This window comes from Sporosarcina sp. P12(2017) (assembly GCF_002743035.1).
GTDB lineage: Bacteria > Bacillota > Bacilli > Bacillales_A > Planococcaceae > Sporosarcina > Sporosarcina ureae.
The window spans coordinates 26,584-48,823 of sequence record NZ_PDYL01000003.1 but is presented as its reverse complement, the minus strand read 5'-3'; the positions used below and the strand labels follow the sequence as shown (position 1 = coordinate 48,823).

14 protein-coding genes are annotated in these 22,240 nt (G+C 39.7%); 13 read left to right on the top strand and 1 reads right to left on the bottom strand.

All coding sequences use genetic code 11. From position 1 onward, the window contains the following. The first annotated feature begins 38 nt into the window (after positions 1–38). From CSV80_RS02985 to CSV80_RS02930, 12 genes are all read left to right on the top strand, one after another. A complete protein-coding gene (locus CSV80_RS02985) occupies positions 39–1,655 on the top strand; it encodes a (2,3-dihydroxybenzoyl)adenylate synthase (protein WP_233201501.1) in 1,617 nt (538 codons plus the stop codon). A 24-nt stretch (positions 1,656–1,679) separates the two neighbouring features. Further along, the gene (locus tag CSV80_RS02980; protein WP_099669530.1) at positions 1,680–2,573 is read left to right on the top strand and encodes an isochorismatase; all 894 of its coding nucleotides are present in this window, start codon (positions 1,680–1,682) and stop codon (positions 2,571–2,573) included. A 21-nt stretch (positions 2,574–2,594) separates the two neighbouring features. Next, positions 2,595–9,770, top strand: a complete 7,176-nt coding sequence (locus CSV80_RS02975; protein WP_099669529.1) for an amino acid adenylation domain-containing protein — start codon at positions 2,595–2,597, stop codon at positions 9,768–9,770. A gap of 3 nt (positions 9,771–9,773) precedes the next feature. After that, entirely contained in the window at positions 9,774–9,995 is a 222-nt protein-coding gene (locus CSV80_RS02970; RefSeq protein ID WP_099669528.1) for an MbtH family protein, read from the top strand. Between the two features lie 2 nt (positions 9,996–9,997). Then, a complete protein-coding gene (locus tag CSV80_RS02965; protein WP_099669527.1) occupies positions 9,998–11,407 on the top strand; it encodes an MDR family MFS transporter in 1,410 nt (469 codons plus the stop codon). Positions 11,408–11,457: 50 nt separating this feature from the next. Then, a complete protein-coding gene (locus tag CSV80_RS02960; RefSeq protein WP_158231850.1) occupies positions 11,458–12,147 on the top strand; it encodes a 4'-phosphopantetheinyl transferase family protein in 690 nt (229 codons plus the stop codon). A gap of 877 nt (positions 12,148–13,024) precedes the next feature. Continuing rightward, a complete protein-coding gene (locus CSV80_RS02955) occupies positions 13,025–14,035 on the top strand; it encodes an ABC transporter substrate-binding protein (RefSeq protein WP_099669664.1) in 1,011 nt (336 codons plus the stop codon). 11 nt (positions 14,036–14,046) lie between these two features. Then, positions 14,047–15,054 (top strand): FecCD family ABC transporter permease, encoded by a 1,008-nt coding sequence (locus CSV80_RS02950; RefSeq protein ID WP_099661197.1) that lies wholly within the window; start codon positions 14,047–14,049, stop codon positions 15,052–15,054. Then, on the top strand, positions 15,047–16,084 hold the full coding sequence (locus CSV80_RS02945) for a FecCD family ABC transporter permease (protein ID WP_099669525.1): 1,038 nt from the start codon (positions 15,047–15,049) through the stop codon (positions 16,082–16,084). The genes CSV80_RS02950 and CSV80_RS02945 overlap by 8 nt, the downstream gene beginning before the upstream one ends. A gap of 16 nt (positions 16,085–16,100) precedes the next feature. Continuing rightward, entirely contained in the window at positions 16,101–16,862 is a 762-nt protein-coding gene (locus tag CSV80_RS02940) for an alpha/beta hydrolase (protein WP_099669524.1), read from the top strand. Positions 16,863–16,872: 10 nt separating this feature from the next. After that, positions 16,873–17,664, top strand: a complete 792-nt coding sequence (locus tag CSV80_RS02935; protein ID WP_099669523.1) for an ABC transporter ATP-binding protein — start codon at positions 16,873–16,875, stop codon at positions 17,662–17,664. A 128-nt stretch (positions 17,665–17,792) separates the two neighbouring features. Then, the gene (locus CSV80_RS02930) at positions 17,793–18,503 is read left to right on the top strand and encodes a ferredoxin reductase domain-containing protein (RefSeq protein WP_099669522.1); all 711 of its coding nucleotides are present in this window, start codon (positions 17,793–17,795) and stop codon (positions 18,501–18,503) included. 515 nt (positions 18,504–19,018) lie between these two features. On the opposite strand, the gene CSV80_RS02925 is transcribed toward CSV80_RS02930, so the two are convergent. Further along, positions 19,019–20,827, bottom strand: coding sequence for a helix-turn-helix domain-containing protein (locus CSV80_RS02925; protein ID WP_099669521.1), 1,809 nt, complete (start codon positions 20,825–20,827; stop codon positions 19,019–19,021). Positions 20,828–21,065: 238 nt separating this feature from the next. Between CSV80_RS02925 and CSV80_RS02920 the strand changes: the two genes are divergently transcribed. Further along, positions 21,066–22,205, top strand: coding sequence for an acyl-CoA dehydrogenase (locus CSV80_RS02920; protein ID WP_099669520.1), 1,140 nt, complete (start codon positions 21,066–21,068; stop codon positions 22,203–22,205). Positions 22,206–22,240 lie beyond the last annotated feature (35 nt).

Below are 22,240 nucleotides of genomic sequence, written 5' to 3'. Positions count from 1 at the left end.
TAGGTATGTCAAAACAAAGTAAACAGGGAGGAATACTTATGGAAGGGTGTCAACCATGGCCCGATGAAATAGCTGCATTTTATCGTGAAAAGGATTGTTGGCGTGGAGAAACATTTGGACAGATGCTTCGAGAAAGAGCAGAAAAGCACGGTAATAAGATTGCAATAACTGATGGGGGAAAACAAGTAAGTTATGAAACTTTGGATAAAAGAGTGGATCAACTTGCTTCTGGGTTTCAAAAACTTGGTTTTAAAAAAGAAGATAGAGTAGTCATTCAAATTCCAAATACAGTTGAGTTTTTTGAGGTTTGTTTTGCCTTGTTCCGATTAGGAGTGTTGCCAGTATTTGCTTTGCCGTCGCACCGATATAGTGAAATACAGTATTTTTGTGAGTTGACCGAAGCAAAGGCTTATATAATGCCGGAAAACTTTTCTGGATATTATTATCATGAAATGGCTAAGACCATTCAGCGTGAAACAAGTACTTTAGAGCATATCATTACACTTGGTGAATCTGAAGAGTTGGAACAGTTAGCAGATCTTTATTTGGAAGAAGAGTATATTCAGCCTAATGTTTATTCAAATGACATCGCATTTTTACAATTATCTGGTGGAAGTACAGGGTTATCTAAATTAATTCCACGAACACATGATGAGTATATGTATAGTCTTCGTAAGAGTAATGAAATATGTCGAATGGATGAGAATAGTGTGTACCTTGCAGTTTTAGCAATCGCGCATAATTATCCTTTGAGTTCACCGGGAGTGCTCGGTTCACTTTATGCTGGCGCAAGGATTGTGCTAGCAACAGGATCTAGTCCAGATGAGGCTTTCCCTATAATCGAAAAAGAAAAGGTAACGATTGTAGCACTTGTTCCACCGATAGCCATTATTTGGTTGGAAGCATTGAAGACACGTTCAAATGATTTCACTAGTTTAGAAATCATTCAAGTAGGCGGAGCGCATTTCAATGCTGAAATAGCTAAACGAATGCAACAAGCCTTTGGATGTAAGCTGCAACAAGTGTATGGGATGGCTGAAGGATTGGTTAATTACACAAGATTAGATGATCCAGAAGAGACTATTATTAACACGCAGGGACGACCGATGTCACCCTACGATGAGATTCGTGTAGTTGACGAAGAGGATCGCGAAGTTGAACTAGGTGAAGTAGGGGAATTGTTAACTAGGGGCCCATATACTATTCGCGGATATTATAAGGCGGAACAGCATAATGCTAAAGCATTTACATTGAATGGATTTTATCGCACAGGTGATTTAGTTAGCTTAGACGAAGCGGGAAATATTGTCGTAGAAGGTCGTATTAAGGACCAGATAAATCGTGGCGGTGAAAAGATAGCAGCAGAGGAAATGGAAGATCATATTGCTTCACATCCTAATGTGTTTGATGTTGCTGTCATCTCTATGCCCGATCAATTTCTTGGAGAGAGGTCATGTGCGTTTGTTATCCCTTATGAAGGGATGATAACTAAAGTTGAAATGAAGGATTTTCTAATAAAAAGAGGGATCGCGGATTTTAAGATTCCTGACCGTGTTGAAATAGTGGATACCTTTCCACAAACATCTTTTGGAAAGGTCAGTAAAAAAGTATTGCGTGAAATGATTACAAAGAAACTATCACCTATCTATAAATAAAATAAACGAAATGGACGTGATTACATGGGAATTCCTACTATTCCATCTTATCAAATGCCGAATATATCTACTTATCCAACAAATAAAGTGTCGTGGCAGGTGGATCCGGAGAGGGCAGTTCTGCTCATACATGATATGCAGAATTATTTTTTGAACTTCTATGATACAGAACAATCACCGATAACCGAATTGATTCATAATATCGCAAAATTGAAAGAGCAGTGCAAAAAGCAAGGGATTCCAGTTGCTTATACAGCGCAACCAGGGAATCAGAACCCGACAGATCGGGCACTCCTCACTGACTTTTGGGGAAAAGGATTATCCGATGATCCAGCTCAAACAGGGATTATTAAAGATTTAGCACCAGATTCAAATGATTTAATGTTAACTAAATGGCGTTATAGTGCATTTAAAAAATCAGATTTCTTGAATATATTACAAAAACAAGGGCGTGACCAACTAATTATTTGTGGAGTTTATGCCCATATAGGATGTTTAATGACTGCTGCAGAGGCATTCATGTATGATATACAGCCTTTCCTCGTAGCAGATGCGGTTGCTGACTTTTCGTATGATGAACATAAAATGGCATTGGATTATGCGGCCAAACGTTGCGGTGTTACGACGTCTACAGATGAATTAATCAAAGTACTGTTGAAAGGTACAGAAAATAGCGAAAATGAATCCGTTACATTTGAAACAATTCATGAGCAAGTTGCCTGCTTACTGGATATACAAGCGAAGGATCTATCAGACACAGACAATTTATTTTATATGGGGCTGGATTCTATTGGACTTATGAGTTTAGTTGAAGCATGGCGACAACAAGGTCTGGAAGTAAGCTTTATGGACTTAGTGGAGAGAAAAACGTTAGCTGAATGGCGTGATTTAATGGAAAGCCGAATGGTGAAAGTATAAATATAAAGGAGGGGGTATTGTATGCCTAGCGTGTTAACAAAGCATCAGTCATTAACGGGTGCGCAAGCTGGAATTTGGTATGCGCAGCAATTGGAGTCGGATAACCCTGTTTATAATACAGCGGAGTATATTGACATAAATGGAAAGCTACATGTGGAGTATTTTAAGAAGGCTGTAGAACAAGTAATGAAAGAGACAGATTCCATTCATGCTAAATATGGAGCAGACGAAAATGGTCCATGGCAGCATATTCCTGAGAAAAGGGATTTTTCGCTTGAATTTATCGATGTTACTGGAGAAGTGGATCCTGATCAATTTGCAAAAAAATGGATGAAATCTGATATAGAAAAACCGTTGGATTTAACTAAAGATGTCGTTGTTAAACAGGCACTATTTAAGATAAGCGAGAATCGAAGTTTGTGGTATTTGCGTATTCATCATATTGCAGCAGACGCATTCGGTTTTTCTCTAATCGTACAACGTGTTGCTCAGATTTATACAGCCCTAGTAAAGCAAGAAACGATAAAGGGAAATGAGTTGGGAGATTTTCAAAAGATATTGGATGAACATCAATCGTATGTACGTTCGGATAAATTTATTCAAGACCGTGAGTTTTGGATGGGGCGATTCCAGGATCATCCAGACATTGTTAGTTTAAAGGGTTCATCGTTAGGATTATCTAAACGCATTATCCATAAGACAAGTTATTTGCAAGTAGATACGATCGAGCGGTTAAGGAAAACAGCTAGTTCCAGAGGGGGAAACTGGTATGAAACGATTGTAGCAGCTGTTGCTGTCTATATGCAGCGTTTAACTAGTAGTGAGGACATTGTGCTTTGTTTACCAATGATGTGTCGTATGGGCACGTCTTCAGTAAAGGTCCCAGCAATGGTAATGAATTTACTACCATTAAGACTGAATATACAACCCAAAATGAGTTTCATAGAGTTGATAAAACAAGTTCAACAAGAAATGAAGCAAGTGCGGTCCCATCAGCATTATCGCCATGAATATTTACGGCATGATCTGAAGTTATTAGGGGATGGTCAACGCTTGTTCGGACCTCAAATAAATATGATGCCATTTGATTATGGATTGGACTTCGCTGATAGTAAAGGAACGACAAATAAGCTCCATACGGGTCCAGTAGATGACCTATCCTTGAATATATATGATCAACAAGACGGAAAAGGGATAAGGATTGATTTGGATGCCAATGCGGATATTTATGAACCGGATGAGGTGACTCTTCATCTAAATCGTTTGGTAAATTTGATTGAGAATATAGCTGCTGCAGATGCGCATTTGCCAATATCTCAATTAGGGGTACTTTTACCTGGAGAGTTTGACAATGTAGTAAATAATTGGAATCAAACAACTCAACAATTGTCTTATATGTCTGTCCAAGAAATATTTTTAAAACAAGTTACCCGTACACCGCATGCCGAGGCCTTAAGGTTCGACGACGAAAGCCTTTCTTATGCAGCATTAAATAAACGGGTTAATTGTCTGGCGTATTTACTTGAGGAAAAGGGACTAGGACCCGGGAAGTTTGCTGCTTTGGCTTTACCCCGATCCGTAGACATGGTTATTGCAATGTTGGCTGTTTTAAAAGCGGGAGCAGCGTATTTGCCAATTGATCCCGAATATCCTGTTGAGCGAATTTCTTATATTTTGGAAGATGCACAGCCAATGTGTATCCTGACATATAAGGACATACAATCTAAATTACTAGATAGTCATGTAGATCATGTCGTATTGGATGATCCCGCTGTTCGCAATCAAATAACTGCTTATGCTGATATAGATTATCCGAACAGAATAGTAGAGCCAAAGAGTCCAGCGTACATGATTTATACTTCCGGATCGACAGGGCGTCCGAAAGGTGTCGTTGTTACAGTCAAAGGATTAACCAACTTCCTTTGCTCGATGCAAAATAAGTTTGCTTTGAGTCATCAGGATCGTCTTTTAGCAGTTACGACAATTGCTTTTGACATTTCAGCATTGGAAATATTTCTTCCGCTCATTAGTGGTGCATGTTGTGTGATTGCAAAGAATAACGCAAACAAAGACCCGGCAATATTAGCACAATTGATTGAAGACCGTAATATTTCCATTATGCAGGCAACGCCCACACACTGGAATGCGCTTGTGTCGACCTATCCAGAAGTACTTCGTGGAATACGTATCTTGGTCGGCGGAGAAGCGGTTCCTGAAAAACTCGTAAAATCATTACATGAGCTAGATTGTGAAGTGACAAATTTGTATGGACCAACAGAAACGACAATCTGGTCCACAGCTATTACTTTAAATACAGGGGAAACGGGTACTCCTTCTGTTGGCTATCCGATCGATAATACACAAATATTCATTTTAGATGCCGGTTTACAGCCTGTCCCTCCAGGGGTAAGTGGAGATTTATATATTGCAGGTAAAGGATTAGCACAGGGCTATTTTAATCGTCCGGATTTAACAGCAGATACTTTCATTGCTAATCCATATGGAAATCCAGGTGAAAGGATGTACAAAACAGGCGATATTGCACGTTGGCATGCGGATGGAAAGCTTGATTATATTGGCAGGTCAGATCATCAAGTGAAAATCCGCGGTTTTCGAATAGAGCTTGGAGAAATTGAATCCGTCATAGCGAAAACCTCGGAGGTTAGTCAAGTAGTCGTTGTTGCTAGGGAGGACCAACCAGGGGATTACCGTTTAATAGCTTATCTCGTGCCAGAAAAGAAAGCGATTATTGATTTAGCTAAAACACGTCAATCTGTGGAAGAACTACTTCCTGATTATATGGTTCCTTCTGCCTTTATTATAGTGGATGATTTGCCGCTGACGCCAAATAAGAAAATAGACCGCAAAGCATTGCCGTCTCCAGAATTCGAAAAAGGGAAAGATAGTCGGGATCCTAGAACGCCACAGGAGGAAATAGTTTGTGATTTATTTAAACAAGTGTTAAATGTTTCACAAGTGGGAATTGACGATAGTTTCTTCCATCTTGGCGGTCATTCGTTACTTGCTGTACAGTTAGCGAATCGTATTCGTGAAGTCTTTGAAGTGGAAGTTGGGATAGGGAAAATCTTTGAAACACCAACTGTAGTAGGACTTGTTAAACAGTTAGAGGCAGGAAGGAAAGGAAGGCCCCCTGTTCAAAGAGTCGAATCCAAGGGTGATATCCCATTATCGTTTGCGCAGCGTCGATTATGGTTCCTATATCAGTTAGAAGGACCAAGCCCTACATATAATATACCACTAGTGGTTAGATTATCAGGGAAATTAGAAAAGAACGCGTTGCAAGAAGCAATCTGCGATGTAATAGAAAGACATGAACCGTTGCGAACAATTTTTCCAGAACATGCGGGGACAGCCAGGCAAGAGGTATTAAATCCAGAAAAGGTTAAGCCAGATTTACATGTACACCAAATAGAAGCATCCGAGTTAACAAGCCGATTGAATCATACTGTTAAATATTGCTTCCAATTGGATGAGGAACCTGCCTTTCGAGTTGAGCTCTTTTCAACCGCAGAGGAAGAACATGTTGTTGTACTGTTACTACATCATATCGTTGGCGATGGATGGTCCTTGACACCGTTAACACAAGATTTGAAGAAGGCATATATGAGCCGCGTTAATGGCAAACAGCCAAATTGGCCAAATCTACCAGTACAATACGCAGATTATGCATATTGGCAAGAGAATTTATTGGAAGAAATGCAAGGACAAGAGAGTCTTGTTAAAGAACAGCTTGATTATTGGTTAAATACCTTAGCAGACTTACCTGATCATTTGGAACTGCCAACAGATTATCCACGACCAGTGGAATCTAGCTATCTAGGAAAAACGTATCGCTTTACGATTGACGCAAGGCTTCATCAGAAGTTACATCATATCTCTGCACAAAACGGAGTTAGTTTATTTATGACGTTGCAAGCCAGTCTTACGGCGTTACTGACTCGTCTTGGGGCAGGGTATGATATACCTTTAGGGAGTCCGGTAGCTGGTAGAAATGATGATGCTTTGACAAATCTCGTGGGGTTGTTTATTAACACTTTAGTATTACGTACTGATACATCTGGTAATCCGAGCTTTAAGGAATTACTTGGTAGAGTGAGAAAGGTAAATTTGAATGCGTATGAAAACCAGGATTTACCTTTTGAAAGATTGGTAGAGGAATTGAATCCTCCACGTTCTAGATCAAGGCATCCATTATTCCAAATCATGCTTGCATTACAAAATACACCTGAGCCAAAGTTAGATTTACCTGAAATGAAGAGTGAATTGTCATTATATAGCGTAGGAGCTTCTAAATTCGATATGACGTTAGAGTTTCGGGAAAATGTAAGTGAATCGGGGGATGCGGCAGGATTAGATGGATTCCTTGAGTATAGTACAGACTTGTTTACAGAAGAGACAATACAATCGATGGTGAATAGACTGATTCGTTTGTTAGAATCTGCTGTGCTTGATCAGGATCAACCAATCGGACTTCTGGATATTTTAGATCAAAATGAAAAGAAAGAGCTGGTCAAAGATGTAAAAGTGAATGATGAACAGGAAGAATCCAGTTTGTCAGTACGATTTGAAAAGCAGGCCATGCTTGAACCAAAAAATATAGCGCTCATCTTTGAGAACGAACAAATGACATATCAAACATTGAATGAAAGGGCTAATCAACTTGCGCATCTATTAATTAGACAAGGTGTTGGACCGGAGCAGTATATTGTCTTAGCTTTACCTAGATCAATGGAAATGGTAATCGCTATGCTTGGTATTATAAAAGCTGGAGCTGCATATGTGCCAATTGACCCTAATTATCCGAGTGAACGAATTACCTTTATGATAGAGGACGTAAAGCCTTTGATGGCGATTACAAATGAAGAGTATACAAATAAATTACCAAGTAATTATGCCATGCCAAAACTTGTTTTAGATGCAGAAGATACACAGGAAGTACTTAGTAAACAAAAAGATACGAATCCAATAGATGCAGAGCGTACAGAGCCGTTACAAGCTCTTCATCCGGCATATATTATATATACTTCGGGTTCCACTGGTCTGCCTAAAGGAGTAGTGATTCCCCATCAAAATGTGAATCGTCTACTAGGATCTACAGACGAATGGTTCCAATTTAATGCGGATGATGTATGGACTTTATTCCACTCCTATGCGTTTGACTTTTCGGTATGGGAAATGTGGGGGGCTCTGCTCTATGGTGGAAGATTGGTTATTGTATCGTATGAGATTAGCCGTTCTCCGTATGAGTTTTTACAACTATTGGTGAATGAGAAAGTAACGGTACTGAATCAAACTCCTTCCGCATTTTATCAATTAATGCAGGCGGACAGAGAACAGCAGGAAATAGGTAAACAGCTGCAATTACGATATGTCATTTTTGGGGGAGAAGCGCTTGAACTTAATCGACTAGAGGATTGGTATAAGCGCCATACAGAGGACGCACCTAAACTAATTAATATGTATGGAATTACGGAAACGACCGTACATGTTACGTATATGGAAATTAACGAAACTCTTGTATCACTAAGAGCGAATAGTATTATCGGTCAGGGGATAAAAGACTTAAATGTATATATATTGGATGACTATTTACAGCCAGTACCAATAGGGGTTATTGGAGAAATGTATGTATCTGGTCCAGGATTAGCAAGGGGATATTTAGGAAGACCAGATTTAACGGCTGAGCGATTCGTGGCAAATCCATTCGTTGAAAATGGATCAAGAATGTACCGTACGGGTGATTTAGCCCGTTGGAAAGAATATGACATGTTAGATTACATCGGACGCGCTGATCAACAGGTGAAAATAAGAGGCTTTAGGATTGAGTTAGGGGAAATTGAATTTGTGCTATCCGAGCACCCTAGCATTGAACAGGTAACCGTGGTCAGCAGTGAGGGCCATTCTAGTGGAGATCAACTGCTTGCTTATATAATATTAAATTCCGATGCAAGTGAAAATGGTGTTGATATTCGACGTTGGGTTACTAAACGTTTGCCAGATTATATGATACCTTCCGCATTTGTCATAATTGATATATTCCCATTAACTCCTAATGGGAAGCTAGATTACAAGGCTTTACCTGATCCAGATTATTCTGAGGAAGTAACAGACAAAGGACCTAGAACACCACAGGAGGAAATATTATGTAATCTATTTATGGAAGTATTGGACTTGCCGTATGTAGGAATTGATGCCGAATTCTTCCACCTAGGGGGACACTCGTTACTTGCTGTCCAGCTAATGACTCGCATCAAAGAATCATTTGGTATTGACCTAAGTATTGGGAATCTCTTTGAGTCTCCTACGGTTGCGGGTCTGGCAGAACGATTGGAGAATGGTGACAATACAAGTGCGCTAGAGGTTTTGTTACCACTTCGAACAAGTGGAAGCTTATCTCCTTTATTCTGTGTTCATCCGGCTGGCGGACTTAGTTGGTGTTACGCAGGTCTGATGAAGGAATTGAACAAAGATTATCCAATTTACGGTCTGCAGGCACGGGGTATTTCCGATCCAGATAATCATCCCCATTCATTAGATGAGATGGCTGAGGATTATGTTGAACAGATACAATCTGTTCAACCAAAAGGTCCCTACTATTTACTGGGATGGTCACTCGGAGGTAATATCATGCAAGCCATGTCGACAAAACTACAGAAAAAGGGTGAAAAGGTTGCGCTAGTTGCTATGTTAGATTCGTATCCAAATCATTTTCTTCCAATTGAGAATGCTCCAGATGAGGAAGAAGCACTTATTGCTTTGCTTGCATTGGGAGGTTATGATCCTGAAAGCGTAAATGGAGATGCACTTACGCTCGAAGATGCCATAGAGTTGTTAAGAAAGGATGGAAGTGCGTTAGCGAGTCTTGATGACAAAACAATTACTAATTTAAAGGAAACATATGTACAATCTGTTCAAAACTTAAGTGAATTTGAACCGGAAATATATCAAGGTGATGTCTTGTTTTTTAGATCGACTATTACCCCAGAGTGGTTTGATCCAATTTCCACTAATACATGGGACCCTTACATCGATGGCAAGTTGGAAGTATATGATATTCATTGTCGTCATAAAGATATGTGCCAGCCGGAACCATTAGCAGAAATCGGAGAGATTCTATCTAAAAAGCTAAGCATGTTGTATGAATCAACTAAAATAAACTCAGAGAGGGAGAGATAGAACATGAGTAACCCTTTTGAAAACGCTGAGGAATCGTATGCTGTATTAATCAATAGTGAGGGACAATATTCACTTTGGCCTGGTTTTCTTCACATTCCATCGGGCTGGGATCAGGTTTATGGAGTGGCGAATAGGCAAGAATGTTTGGATTATGTAAATTCCAATTGGGATAATTTAATGCCGAACAGTGCGAAGACAATTGAGAATGTTAGTAATAGGAATTAACTATGAAGAAACGTGTAAGTGTGAAGTTTGCTGTAGGTGCAGTATATGTATTAGCGATGTTTATGTCTGCTCTCGACAGTACAATTGTTAATGTGGCATTGCCGGCTATTGGAGGAACATTCCATGTTCCTCCTGAAGCCATGGGAACCATAAATATTGGATATCTAATTAGTTTAGCTATGTTTCTACCAGCGGCAGGCTGGATGGGGGATCGTTTTGGAACAAAACGGATATTTTTGAGTGCGATAGGCATATTTACTATTGCATCTGTCTTGTGCGGATTTGCTCATAATATGTTTACGTTGAATGTATATAGGATTCTCCAGGGTATTGGGGCAGGTTTCATTACCCCTGTTGGCATGGCCATTCTATTTCGGACATTTACTCATGAAGAGCGTCCCAAGCTGTCGCGTATGCTAATTATACCGATCGCACTAGCTCCGGCACTTGGTCCTATTATAGGTGGGTTTTTAGTGGATACAATTTCTTGGCGTTGGATATTTTTTATAAATATACCTATAGGCTTGCTTGCTTTATTCATTGGGAAGGTATATTTACAGGAACATGTTGAGCCAACGGCCGGAGCATTTGATTATAAAGGGTTTATATTATCCTTAACAGGTTTTTCGCTGTCGATTTATGCATTGACACAGGGAGCTGTTAAAGGGTGGACTTCTCCTGAAATTATAGTAACGGGATGTTTGGGACTTGTATTAATGGTTTTACTTGTTCGCCTTGAACTGCGTGAGGATAAACCAATGATAGATGTGAGATTGTTCAAGGATCCAATGTTCCGCTCAATGAGTTTTATTGGTCTTTGTTCCGCCGCGGGTTTACTTGGAATGCTATATGTTTTTCCGCTAATGTATCAAAATGCGTTGAACGTTAGTGCTTTTCATACAGGTCTAACCACATTCATAGAAGCACTTGGATTAATGGTGGCTTCCCAGCTAATGCCTTGGACATTGAAGAAAATGGGGTTGCGGCGACTCCTTATTTTTTCTCTTATTGGTACAATCATTGTTTTTATGCTTATTTCGTTATTTGTTGCATCTAATCCGTGGTTACTTAGGTTTTTAATGTTTGGAATAGGGTTTTTCTTAGGACAAACAGTTGGAGCAGCGCAAATATCAGCTTTTAAGAATATAGACTCCCCATCAATGGGCAGAGCTACAATGCTATTTAATATGCAAAATAGACTTGGCGCAGTTCTTGGAGTTGCTATCTTATCAGGTGTGCTAGGAACATCCAATACGTCAGCAGGGGAACCAGTTAACTTGCTAACCTATCAATATGCATTGTTCGGCGCTTCGATATTTTTAATAGTTGCATGTTTAATAGCAGTGAGAATGAATAAAACGACTGAAAATGATCCCACCCTACACATGAATCTGGTTGAGAAAGCAGAATAGCGGTCTATTATAAAATAAATCAAACTGTGAAGATGAAGGGAGCATTCCATGTGGTAGAAGTCTATATTTGTCAATTACCTAAAGAAAAGAGTCAAGCAAAATTGGGGGAATTACTTTTAAAAGTGCCTAAAGAAAGACAAAAGCATATTCGAAGGTTCTACCATCTGGATGATGCATACCGAACTATTATAGGAGATTATTTATTAGATCATGTTTTAAAGCAACGGACTGGAAAAACATTAAAAGAAATAACCTTAAAAAGAAATGCATATGGCAAACCGTATTTACCTGATTATCCATTTATTCAGTTTAATATATCTCACTCAGGTAAATACGTAGTTTGTGCAGTACACAATCAGGATGTAGGCATTGATATTGAGGAAATTCAAACGTTCGACTTACTCTTGGCTAAACAACTTTTTACTGTGGATGAATATCAAATGATACGTAATTCAAATGATAGAAATCATGCATGCTATGAAATTTGGACTATGAAGGAAAGTTATACAAAAGCAGTAGGAAAGGGGCTGGTTATCCCGCTAGATGCTATTTGTATAAGAAAACACGTAGGTAACCTTATGGAAGTTGGTAGTTCGGACGAAAAGGAGCTAGTAACGAATTTCATATGTAAACAATATGCCATTCATACAGATTACAAGCTAGCTGTGTGTGCACGCATGACTGGAGGGAATATGTTTCTTGAACATCCCACCGAAATGTATTTCGATCAATTGTGTTGAATAACTATTTAAGCTAACTATTAAATCATTAAGTATGCTTATGCAGGTGATTCAACAATCTAACCATTTCAAAATTACTATTTTCGAAGATACTCCTTCAAATAATTATTTATTCAATCGTTAAAAAAGCATGTTGGCAAGTAGCTCCATTTTCATTTCCAAATAAAATTAAAAAGTAGCTATATCTAGTAGGGGATAGATCCATTTGCAGCCATACTTCTCAATTGATGTTACATAACTATTGACATCTTTAGAAGAAACTTCATTTATTGATTGACAATGATTCTCATTATCGATAAAATGAGAATTGTTCTCAGTTGAGGAGGGTGGTGTTTCTTTACTACGGCAAAAAAGGAAGTCTCATCTTTTAGTACTCAGATATAAAGGAGGGAAGAAATATAGGCAGGATGAAAAGAAAATTTCTAGTAATTGGTCTAACATTAGGAATATGAAAAGATAGGCTAACTGTATGTAAATGATGTACGTTTTTTACGCGGTTGCAATTTCTTCGTCTGAAATACAAAGTTAGAAGGATAAAAGATCCATCGAACTCAGAGTGATTTGTTATAAAAATATATTCAGTTTAATTATCTGACTGTTAAAGGGATTTAGAATAGTCCTGAGGTGATTCCTCCGCGCATTGGGTAATAATTGCAATTTCGATAGAGGTAGTAGATGAAATAATTCATGGGTATAAAGCGAGGGCCACAGATGGCGGCATTGCAGTACTTGGGAATCGACTACTTCATCAACGTTATTCTTAATGCAAGTTATGCTGTTACTTGCAGAGTGTGGTTTTGATCGTAAAAAATACGAAGGTTTGCCGTCTCAAGGACAATTAGGCATCGATACTTAAATTAAAAGGAGAAGATGAATGATGAAGAAGCAATTAAGCTTATTAGTATTTGCATTGATGGCTATATTGGTACTTGCTGCATGTGGAGGAAAAGTAGAAGGAGAAAAAACACCAGAGAATGATAAACAGGAATCCACTGTTGAAAAAGAAGCAACGCAACAAACTGCAGATGATGGTGCAGCTGAAAATGGCATGCAAGAAATTACATACTTAGGTGAGACCTATTCTGTTCCAGAAAACGTAGAACGCATTGTCATTACAGGAGCAATGGAAGCGATGGAAGACGCAACGGTTTTAAATATAGAACCAGTGGGAGGGATTACTGTTGCAGGAGAATTCCCAGAAACATTTAAAGCGGTGGTAGGAAATACAGAGTCAATCGGTGAAAAGCAACAACCAAATTTTGAAAAAATTCTAGAATTGCAGCCAGACATAATTTTGGGAACGACAAAATTCAAAGATGAAGTGGTTGAAAAATTGGAACAAATTGCACCTACAATTTTAGTTTCCCATATTTCAACGAATTGGCAAGATAATCTGAAGCTAATGGCTCAACTAGGAGATAAAGAAGAAGAAGCGAAAACACTTCTAGCCCAATATGACAAAGATATTAAAGCTGCGACAGAAATAAAGGAAGAGTTTGAAGGCAAAACGGTAATGGCGATTCGCATTCGTGGTGGTAGTTTGTTTGTCTACCCAGAGGATGTATTCTTTAACCCTTCTTTATACAATGAACTAGGAATAGATGTTCCAGAAGTTATCCAGAAAGCAAAAGCTCAAGAAGAGATTTCGATTGAGCAGCTAGCAGAAGTAAATCCAGATGTTCTTTTCATCCAAGTTCAAACGAGTGGAAATCAAGAGAATGAGCAAGCATATGAAGAATTGAAAAAGAATCCAATTATTCAAAATATCGACGCTTTCAAAAATGATGCTGCTTATAGCAATATTGTAGATTCTTTGTTAGAAGGAGGAACTGTATTAAGTAAAATCGAATTCTTAAAAGCTCTGGAAGAAAACGTGTTAAAGAAATAGAGGGAATTTAGATGTCCATAATTCGAAAGAATAAGATTGTATTAATCCTTTTCCTATTGATTTTATTTATCGTTACAATAACGTATTCAATCATGTATGGGGCTAGTCGTTATTCGGTTTTAACAATTTGGCAAGCCTTGGTTCATTTTGATCAAACGAATATGGAACATCTAATCATACGATCTTCCAGGATCTCTAGGGTGCTAGGTGCTTTGTTGATCGGTGCTTTCATCGCGATATCTGGAGCACTTATGCAAGGAATGACGAGAAACTACTTGGCCTCCCCCGGTATTATGGGTGTGACAGACGGTTCGGTTTTTGTTATCACATTGTCAATGATATTTCTTCCGAACGTTCAACCTGCTACCCTCCTAATCTTTTCATTTATAGGTTCTTTAATGGGCGCAGTGTTTGTTTTCGGGGTTGCCAAGCTAGTGCCAGGAGGCATGTCGCCTTTATCGCTTGTAATTATCGGAACAATTCTGGGTATGTTTTTGAACGGTGTATCACAAGCTCTGGCAACATATTTTCAAATATCACAAAATATCAGTTTTTGGTACAATACGAGACTTCATCAAATTGATCCGGTCATGCTTCAATGGTCTGTACCTTTAGCAATCATCGGACTTTTCTTAGCATTTTACGTTTCAAAGTCTATTACAGCCATTTCCTTAGGAGATGAAGTCGCACAAGGTTTAGGAATTAACCTTGTGGTGATGAAAACATTGACATTAGTAAGTGTCGCACTGTTAACAGGTGTGTCTGTAGCTTTGGTTGGTAAGGTTACTTTTATCGGTTTAATCATTCCGCATATCACACGTTTTTTAGTTGGGGAAGATTATAAAAAGATTGTTCTATACGCCGGGTTGTTCGGTGCGCTATTTTTTGCATGGGCAGATATAGTAAGCCGTTTGATTAATCCACCATTTGAAACTCCAGTCGGTGTCATTACGGCACTGGTAGGCGTACCTTTTTTCCTTTATCTGATTCAAACAAAGGGAGGGAAGCGTTATGCCTAAGCTGAATCTAAATAAGCGTTTCTTTGTAGTAGCAAGTATTGGAATCATATTTACGTTACTCGTTATTTACTTGAGCCTTACAAGTGGTCAATACCCATTGACGGTATCTGAAACGTTCCGAACGTTATTTGGTGTCGATCATATTCCAAATCATGAACTTGTGATCTTTGGGTTTAGGATGCCTAGAATAGTAATTGGTGTTCTAGTCGGTTTATCACTGGGAGTAGTAGGAGCCGTTTTACAAGGTGTGACGAAAAATAATTTAGCCGATCCAGGTATTTTAGGTATTCAGTCTGGCGTAGGACTCACAGTGGTTCTCTATATGTTTTTTGTTCAGGGGAATGTGAATGAGATGTCAAGTCTCTCGATCGTCGGGGTGTCTGTATGGGGATGGCTTGGTGGAATCCTCGCTACTCTCCTGCTATTTATACTTTCAAGTCATCAAGGCCAGCTCGATCCAAAACGTTTGATTTTAGTTGGTATTGCATTGAATTCTGGTTTTGGTGCGCTTACCCTTTTTATCTCGTTGAAGATGGATCCTAAAGATTTTGAAATGGCGACAGTTTGGTTATCAGGAAGTATATATAGTGCATCATGGCAACAAGTATTATCAATGTTACCTTGGGTTTTACTAATCATTCCGTTACTCGTTTGGAAAGCACCCATTCTTAATGTGTTACAACTCCATGATATAACGATTGTTGGTTTAGGGGTTCGGATAAACCGACAGCGTGTGCTGTTGGTAATGGGGGCGGTTGGATTGATCAGTGCAAGTGTGATTGTTTCTGGAAGCATTGCATTTGTCGGATTACTAGCTCCTCACATTTCAAGGCGATTAGTAGGTATTCATCATCAACATATCATTCCAATGAGCGGGATTATTGGAATGATTCTCGTTGTAACAGGAGATTGGATCGGTAAAGCGGTCTTTGCACCTGCTGAATTGCCAGTTGGAATTGTTATTTCAATTATTGGGGTACCTTATTTCATTTATTTATTAATGCGAAATAGCCGAAAAGTACGGGCATAAAGAACGGAGATTGGTTATGGGATATACACATATAGTAAAGTCAATACGTCATTCTATATCAGAGACTGACTACAGAATTAAAATTGCCATCCCTAAGGAGCCAGCGCCAGAGGAAGGGTATCCGGTGTTTTATATATTGGATGGGAATGCTTACGGTGTTCTTTTCGAAAGTGTTGTGATGTTGCAAGCACAACGCAGCGAAAAAACAGGCGTACCTCTTGCGGTAATTGCATCGATAGGATATGAGCAAGAAGAAATTTATTCACCTCTACGTATATATGATTTCACACCACAGAGTGAAGTTGTCAACTTACCAGAACGGCCGTCGGGAGTACCGTGGCCTACATCTGGCGGTGCGGAAGAATTTTTAGAGGTATTGAAAAAAGTGAAACGAATGGTTCGACAAGAAGTCGAAATAGATGTTCGAAAGCAACTAGTTTTTGGCCATTCGTTGGGAGGTCTATTTCTAGTTCAAACGCTTATATTGGAGCCGGAATTATTCACACATTATTATATTTGCAGTCCATCTCTTTGGTGGAATCAAGAGCAAATACTACAGGAGGCTTTAAAAATTACTCCTGTAGAAAGTGTGATCTTTATAGCGTCAGAACAACAGGAAAAGCATAAGATGTTTGAAAATGTACAATCCCTATATAACCATCTAAAATCTTTGCCTATGCAATCGGTCGAAATGTTTACATCACCAGATGAAAATCACATGTCCATCATTCCAGCCAGTATGTGCCAAGCATTGCGGTTTTTAATGAAAAATAAGTGAGGTGAATGAAATGATTGATGTTGAAGAAATTACTGTCGGTTATGGCTCGAAAATCATTATTGAAGAACTAAGTGTCGCGATACCTAAAGGACAAATCACGACAATTATTGGACCCAATGGATGTGGGAAATCTACTTTATTAAAAACAATTTCCCGTATTTTACAAGCGAGTCATGGCGCAGTCTTTATTGATCAAAAAGCGATTCATGAGACAAGCACGAAAGAAATCGCAAAAAAAATGGCCATCTTACCCCAAACAGCGGAAGCACCCGATGGTCTAACGGTACATGAGCTCGTCGCATATGGTCGTTTTCCACATCAATCAAGTTTTGGTCGGTTAAAAAAAGAAGATATTGAGGCGATTGATTGGGCGTTAGAAGCAACAAACTTAACTGAATTTCAAGAGCGACCCATTGAAGCATTATCTGGGGGACAGCGACAACGTGTATGGATCGCGATGGCGCTTGCTCAAGATACAGATATTTTAATATTAGATGAACCGACGACGTATCTTGATATGGCGCATCAACTTGATGTTTTACAATTGGTAGAACGACTCAACAAAGAACAAGGGAAAACGATTGTGATGGTGTTGCATGATATAAATCATGCCTCTCGTTTTTCAGATTTCTTAATAGCTATGAATAATGGTGAAATTGTAACAGAAGGTATACCAGAGCGCGTCGTTACGTGTGAATATTTGCAGCAGATCTTTCAAATTCAAGCAATCCTATCGGTGTGTCCTTTTAGTCAAAAGCCAATATGCTTATCTTATGGGAAATTAAATACGAGTGTATTATGAATACATATTGTCATTTAACTAGTATAAGTGTGGGATCAAGAGGCTTATATTTAGCCTCTTAGAGAGGTATTTAAATGGAATTAAAAGTTTTAGTAACAATACATATAATTAGCTAAGGAGAATATATAATGCAAATATACTGGACTAAAATTAATGCAATTATTAAAGAAACGCCTGAGGTTAGAACGTACATGCTCGACTGTCCGAAAGACTTTACATGGGAAGAAGGTTCCCACACCCACTTCGCACTGGAAGGTTTTAATGCGGGAGATAAACCAAACCGTAGCTTGATTCGTCACATGTCAATCTCCACTTTACCGCACGAAAATTCCATTGGTATTACAACACGCATCAAAGAGCAGTGCTCTGAGTTTAAAAAGATATTAAGCAGCCTTGAAGTTGGCGATGAAGTTGCAATCTTTAAAACTCACTCCAATGTACCGCTTAAAAGAGAAGACAAAAATGTTTACTTGTTGTCATCAGGCGTCGGTCTGGCAACTTTTAGACCGCTCGTACTTGATTATTTCGAACGTGCTGATCATGTCAATCAAATACATTCTTTGAACATCGACTCATCAAATGATTTCTTATTCACAAATATTTTTGAGTCCGCACCTGACAAGAAGTTCACATCACAGTTCGTCGACACCCGTAAAGGCTATTATGAAGAAGTGAAAAGTCTTTCTGCAGACAAGGAGGGGCTCTTCTATGTTGTCGGCAGTGACGAATTCCTTGTGCAGAATATTGCAGTTCTTTGTGAGCAGGGCATCAAACCGGAACAAATTATGATCGACAAGCATGAACATATGTTGACTGAATTTTTATCAATTGATATGTAAAGTTTAATAAGACTATAAAGCTTTTTGATAAATACTAAATTCCAACATTATAGTATGAGTAAGATGTAGTAAACACTGAAGCCCAGTTATTAATTATGAGAATTATAGTTGTTTTTCTCTATCAGCTACAATATTGATTTTGAAAGATATGGAGGATTCTAAAAATACCATGACTTTTTTCAAGATTTATAGTCGTTGGTAGAGTTAAATGGGTCAAGAAGTAAATACTGTATGTTTAATCATCCGATAAACCTTTCTCAATCTTGAGATGGGTTTTTTGGCTTTTGAAGGAGACTATGTATAAAGCGATTCCGCAAGCGAGACACTTCCTGATTAAGAATTTATGCCTATACAAATCGGAAGCGAGTATTTGTAATTATTAGTGAAAATGCAAGAATATAAATAAATTCCCTTTTGAATTTGTTTTGCTTACAAACTTCATTATTTGAAGGAACCGGAAATCTATTCAACCCAGCTATTTGGATGAAGACAGTGACAAGGAGCCTATCCCCTTGTCATCGTTTAATATAGTGGTAAATATTCCCGGCCAGCTGAATGTTAAATAATTGCTGGCCATCTGTCAGGTCGGTTGAAAGAATTTCTTCAATCCGTTTCAGTCGATAGTTCAGCGTGTTCGTATGGACGTGAAGGGCGACGGCGGTTCGTTTGATGTTTTGGTTTCGACGCAAATAGGTAAGTAGTGTTTGCAGCAAGTCTCCTTTTCGGGCTTGTTCGTATTGAATGAGCGGTCCGATGACTTCATGGACGAAATCGAGCAGCTCTTCTTCTGAATTCCGTAAGATGAAGCGTTGGATGCCGAGGTCTGTGTAGGACAGGGCGCGTTCTTCGAATTGGTAGTTTTTCATGAATGTGATGCATTTTTCAGCTTCTTTGAATGATTCGTGGGCGGCGGCGAGGTTTGGTTTCATTCTGCCGATGCCGATGGTGATGTCGAGTTCATTGTATGTTTTTTCGATTTCCTGCTGCAAGTGCAAGGCGAGTTGTTTAATGCTGCTTGCCGGGTTTGCTGCCTGCAGTTTGGCAGGGTAGGAGAATAAGGCGGCGAGCTTGTTTTGGTCGATGAGCGCGGCGCCTTGCGAGTTCTTTCCCAGAAAGTATTTATTCGCCATATGGAGCAAGTTGTTGATAACGTTTTCGCTGATAGCTCCGCGCTGCAATTTGTCTTTGTTTTCGACGCTGACGCTGACAGCGATGTAGTTGCGGTTCAAGTCAAATTGTAGTTTTTTTGCCTGCTTCATTAATGTTTCATCGATTGCCTGGCCAGATAAAATTTTTGTCATGAATTCACCCTGCAGACGCTGCTGTGTTTCGTAGACAGCTTGTTCTTTGACGAGCTCGAGCATGATGACCGTGCAGATGTGTTCTAGCGCGTTGATTCCGTCTTCTCCAATTGGGTCTTTTGAGACGATGATGAGCGAACCAAGTAGCTTCATTTTCGATTGTAGCGGTAGCGCGATGAATTGATAGTTTTCGAGGCCTATTGTGATATCAGAGACGCTATACGGGCTGTTGAGCGACTGGTCGTTCTGTTTCTCAAAGCGTAAAAGTTCGTTTTTTATCTCTTCTGAAACAGGCGCGCGACAGGCAGAAGCGGTCAGTTCGCCTATCTCATCGAATAAGAAAATATACTCGCCGATCGTTTTGTAAATATAGTCAATAATGGACTGGATTCCTTCTCCGTTGACGACGAGATTGGCGATAGTGCGCTGCGTTTCGATCGAGCGGGACAGCAGTTGGACAGTCTTTTTCTCGTTATGATAAATATTCGATTTTTCGAGCGCGATGGCGGCTTGTTGGGCGATCGCATCTAACAACTGCATATCTTCTTTTTTGAAATGAAGCGATTTATCAAATGAATCAAGCGTAATGACACCGATGCACGTTCCTTTCAATATAATCGGCGATGAAATGACTGAAGTGAAATGGAAATTATTTGAAATGGATTCATCGAGCAGGGTCCGGTTGCAAGGAGTGAGTGTATCGAGCGCCTGTTTGATTTCTTCTTCATTTTTAAACACTAACCCTTTCTCCTCTTGAAACGTCATGCCCGTCATGGATTCGCCGCTGCTTAATTCAATCGATTTAAAGATTTGGGGATAAAACAAACCATGAGCGGATTTGGCCATCAGGCGCTGTTTCAGCTGGTTGAAAACCCAAATCGAACCGCCTCCTGCTGCGTCTACAGCGGAAATTGCTTCATCAATAATCAAATCGAAAATCGTTTCAATATCTAATGAAGAGTTAATGACAGTGGAAACATGTACAAGAGATTTGAGCTGCCGGCGAGTTAACGTGTCCTGCATAATCTACCATCCTCACTCTATAGTATTTTGTGTTTTTTGTGTAAAACACACAAATTCTTTCGGAAAATCACACATGGAATAGATTTCTTTATTGTTTATAATTATAAGTGAATTGGGAATAAAATGAAAGCGGGTTTGTTGAAAGTATACGTATAGATGAAAGCGTTTGCAATCTAAGTGTTGATAGAATGATATACGGCAATGACGGAATGTAAAAGAAGAATGGAGGGTATTGGATATGAATTTTGATTTGACGGATGAACAACAAATGGTGCGCAAGCTGGTTCGCGAATTTGCGGAAGCGGAAGTGGCGCCGGGTGCGGATGAGCGTGATCGTACAGGGGAATTCCCGAAAGAGATTTTTGAAAAGTTTTCGGAGCTCGGCTTGATGGGGTTGCCTTTCTCGGAAGAGTACGGCGGTGGAGGAGCGGATACAACGAGTTTTGCGATCGTTACAGAAGAATTAAGTCGTGTTTGCGCGTCAACAGGCATCACGTATTCTGCGCATATTTCACTTGGAGGAGCGCCGCTTCATTTATTCGGCACACCGGAGCAGAAAGAGAAATATCTTACGCCGATTTGTACGGGCGAATCGTTCGGGGCCTTTGGATTGACGGAGCCAAATGCAGGGTCAGATGCGGGCGGTACAGAAACGACAGCTGTTCTTGAAGGCGATGAGTGGGTTATTAACGGTTCGAAATGTTTCATTACGAATGCGAGCTATGCGAAACATCTTGCGGTGACGGCGATTACAGACCGCTCGAAAGGAACGAACGGCATCAGCGCATTTATCGTGCCGACTGATACACCAGGGTTTACGGTCATTGCAAACTACGAAAAAATGGGACTTCATTCTTCTAATACAACGGAATTGATTTTGGAAAATGTCCGTGTACCGAAAGAAAATCTTCTTGGTGAAATTGGAAACGGTTACAAACAGTTTTTGGCAACGCTTGACGGCGGACGGATCGGCATCGGCGCGATGGCTGTTGGCTTAGCGCAGGGAGCGTACGAAAAGGCACTGAATTACGCGCAGGAGCGAAAGCAGTTCGGCAGAAGTATTTCGAACTTCCAGGCGATTCAGTTCAAACTTGCGGATATGGCGATGAATATCGAACTGGCACGCAATATGGTGTATAAAGCAGCGTGGCTGAAAGATCAAGGCCGCCCATTCAAAAAAGAAGCGGCGTTTGCGAAATTATTCGCATCTGAAATGTGCATGCGCGTCTGCGATCAAGCAGTGCAGATTCACGGCGGCTATGGCTATATTAAAGAATACCAAGTCGAGCGTTTCTTCCGCGATGCGAAACTTCTAGAAATTGGCGAAGGCACGTCCGAAGTCCAGCGCATGGTCATTGCGAAACAGATCGGCTGCTGACTTTTGAAAGGATTTTCAACGAATTGACAAAGGGG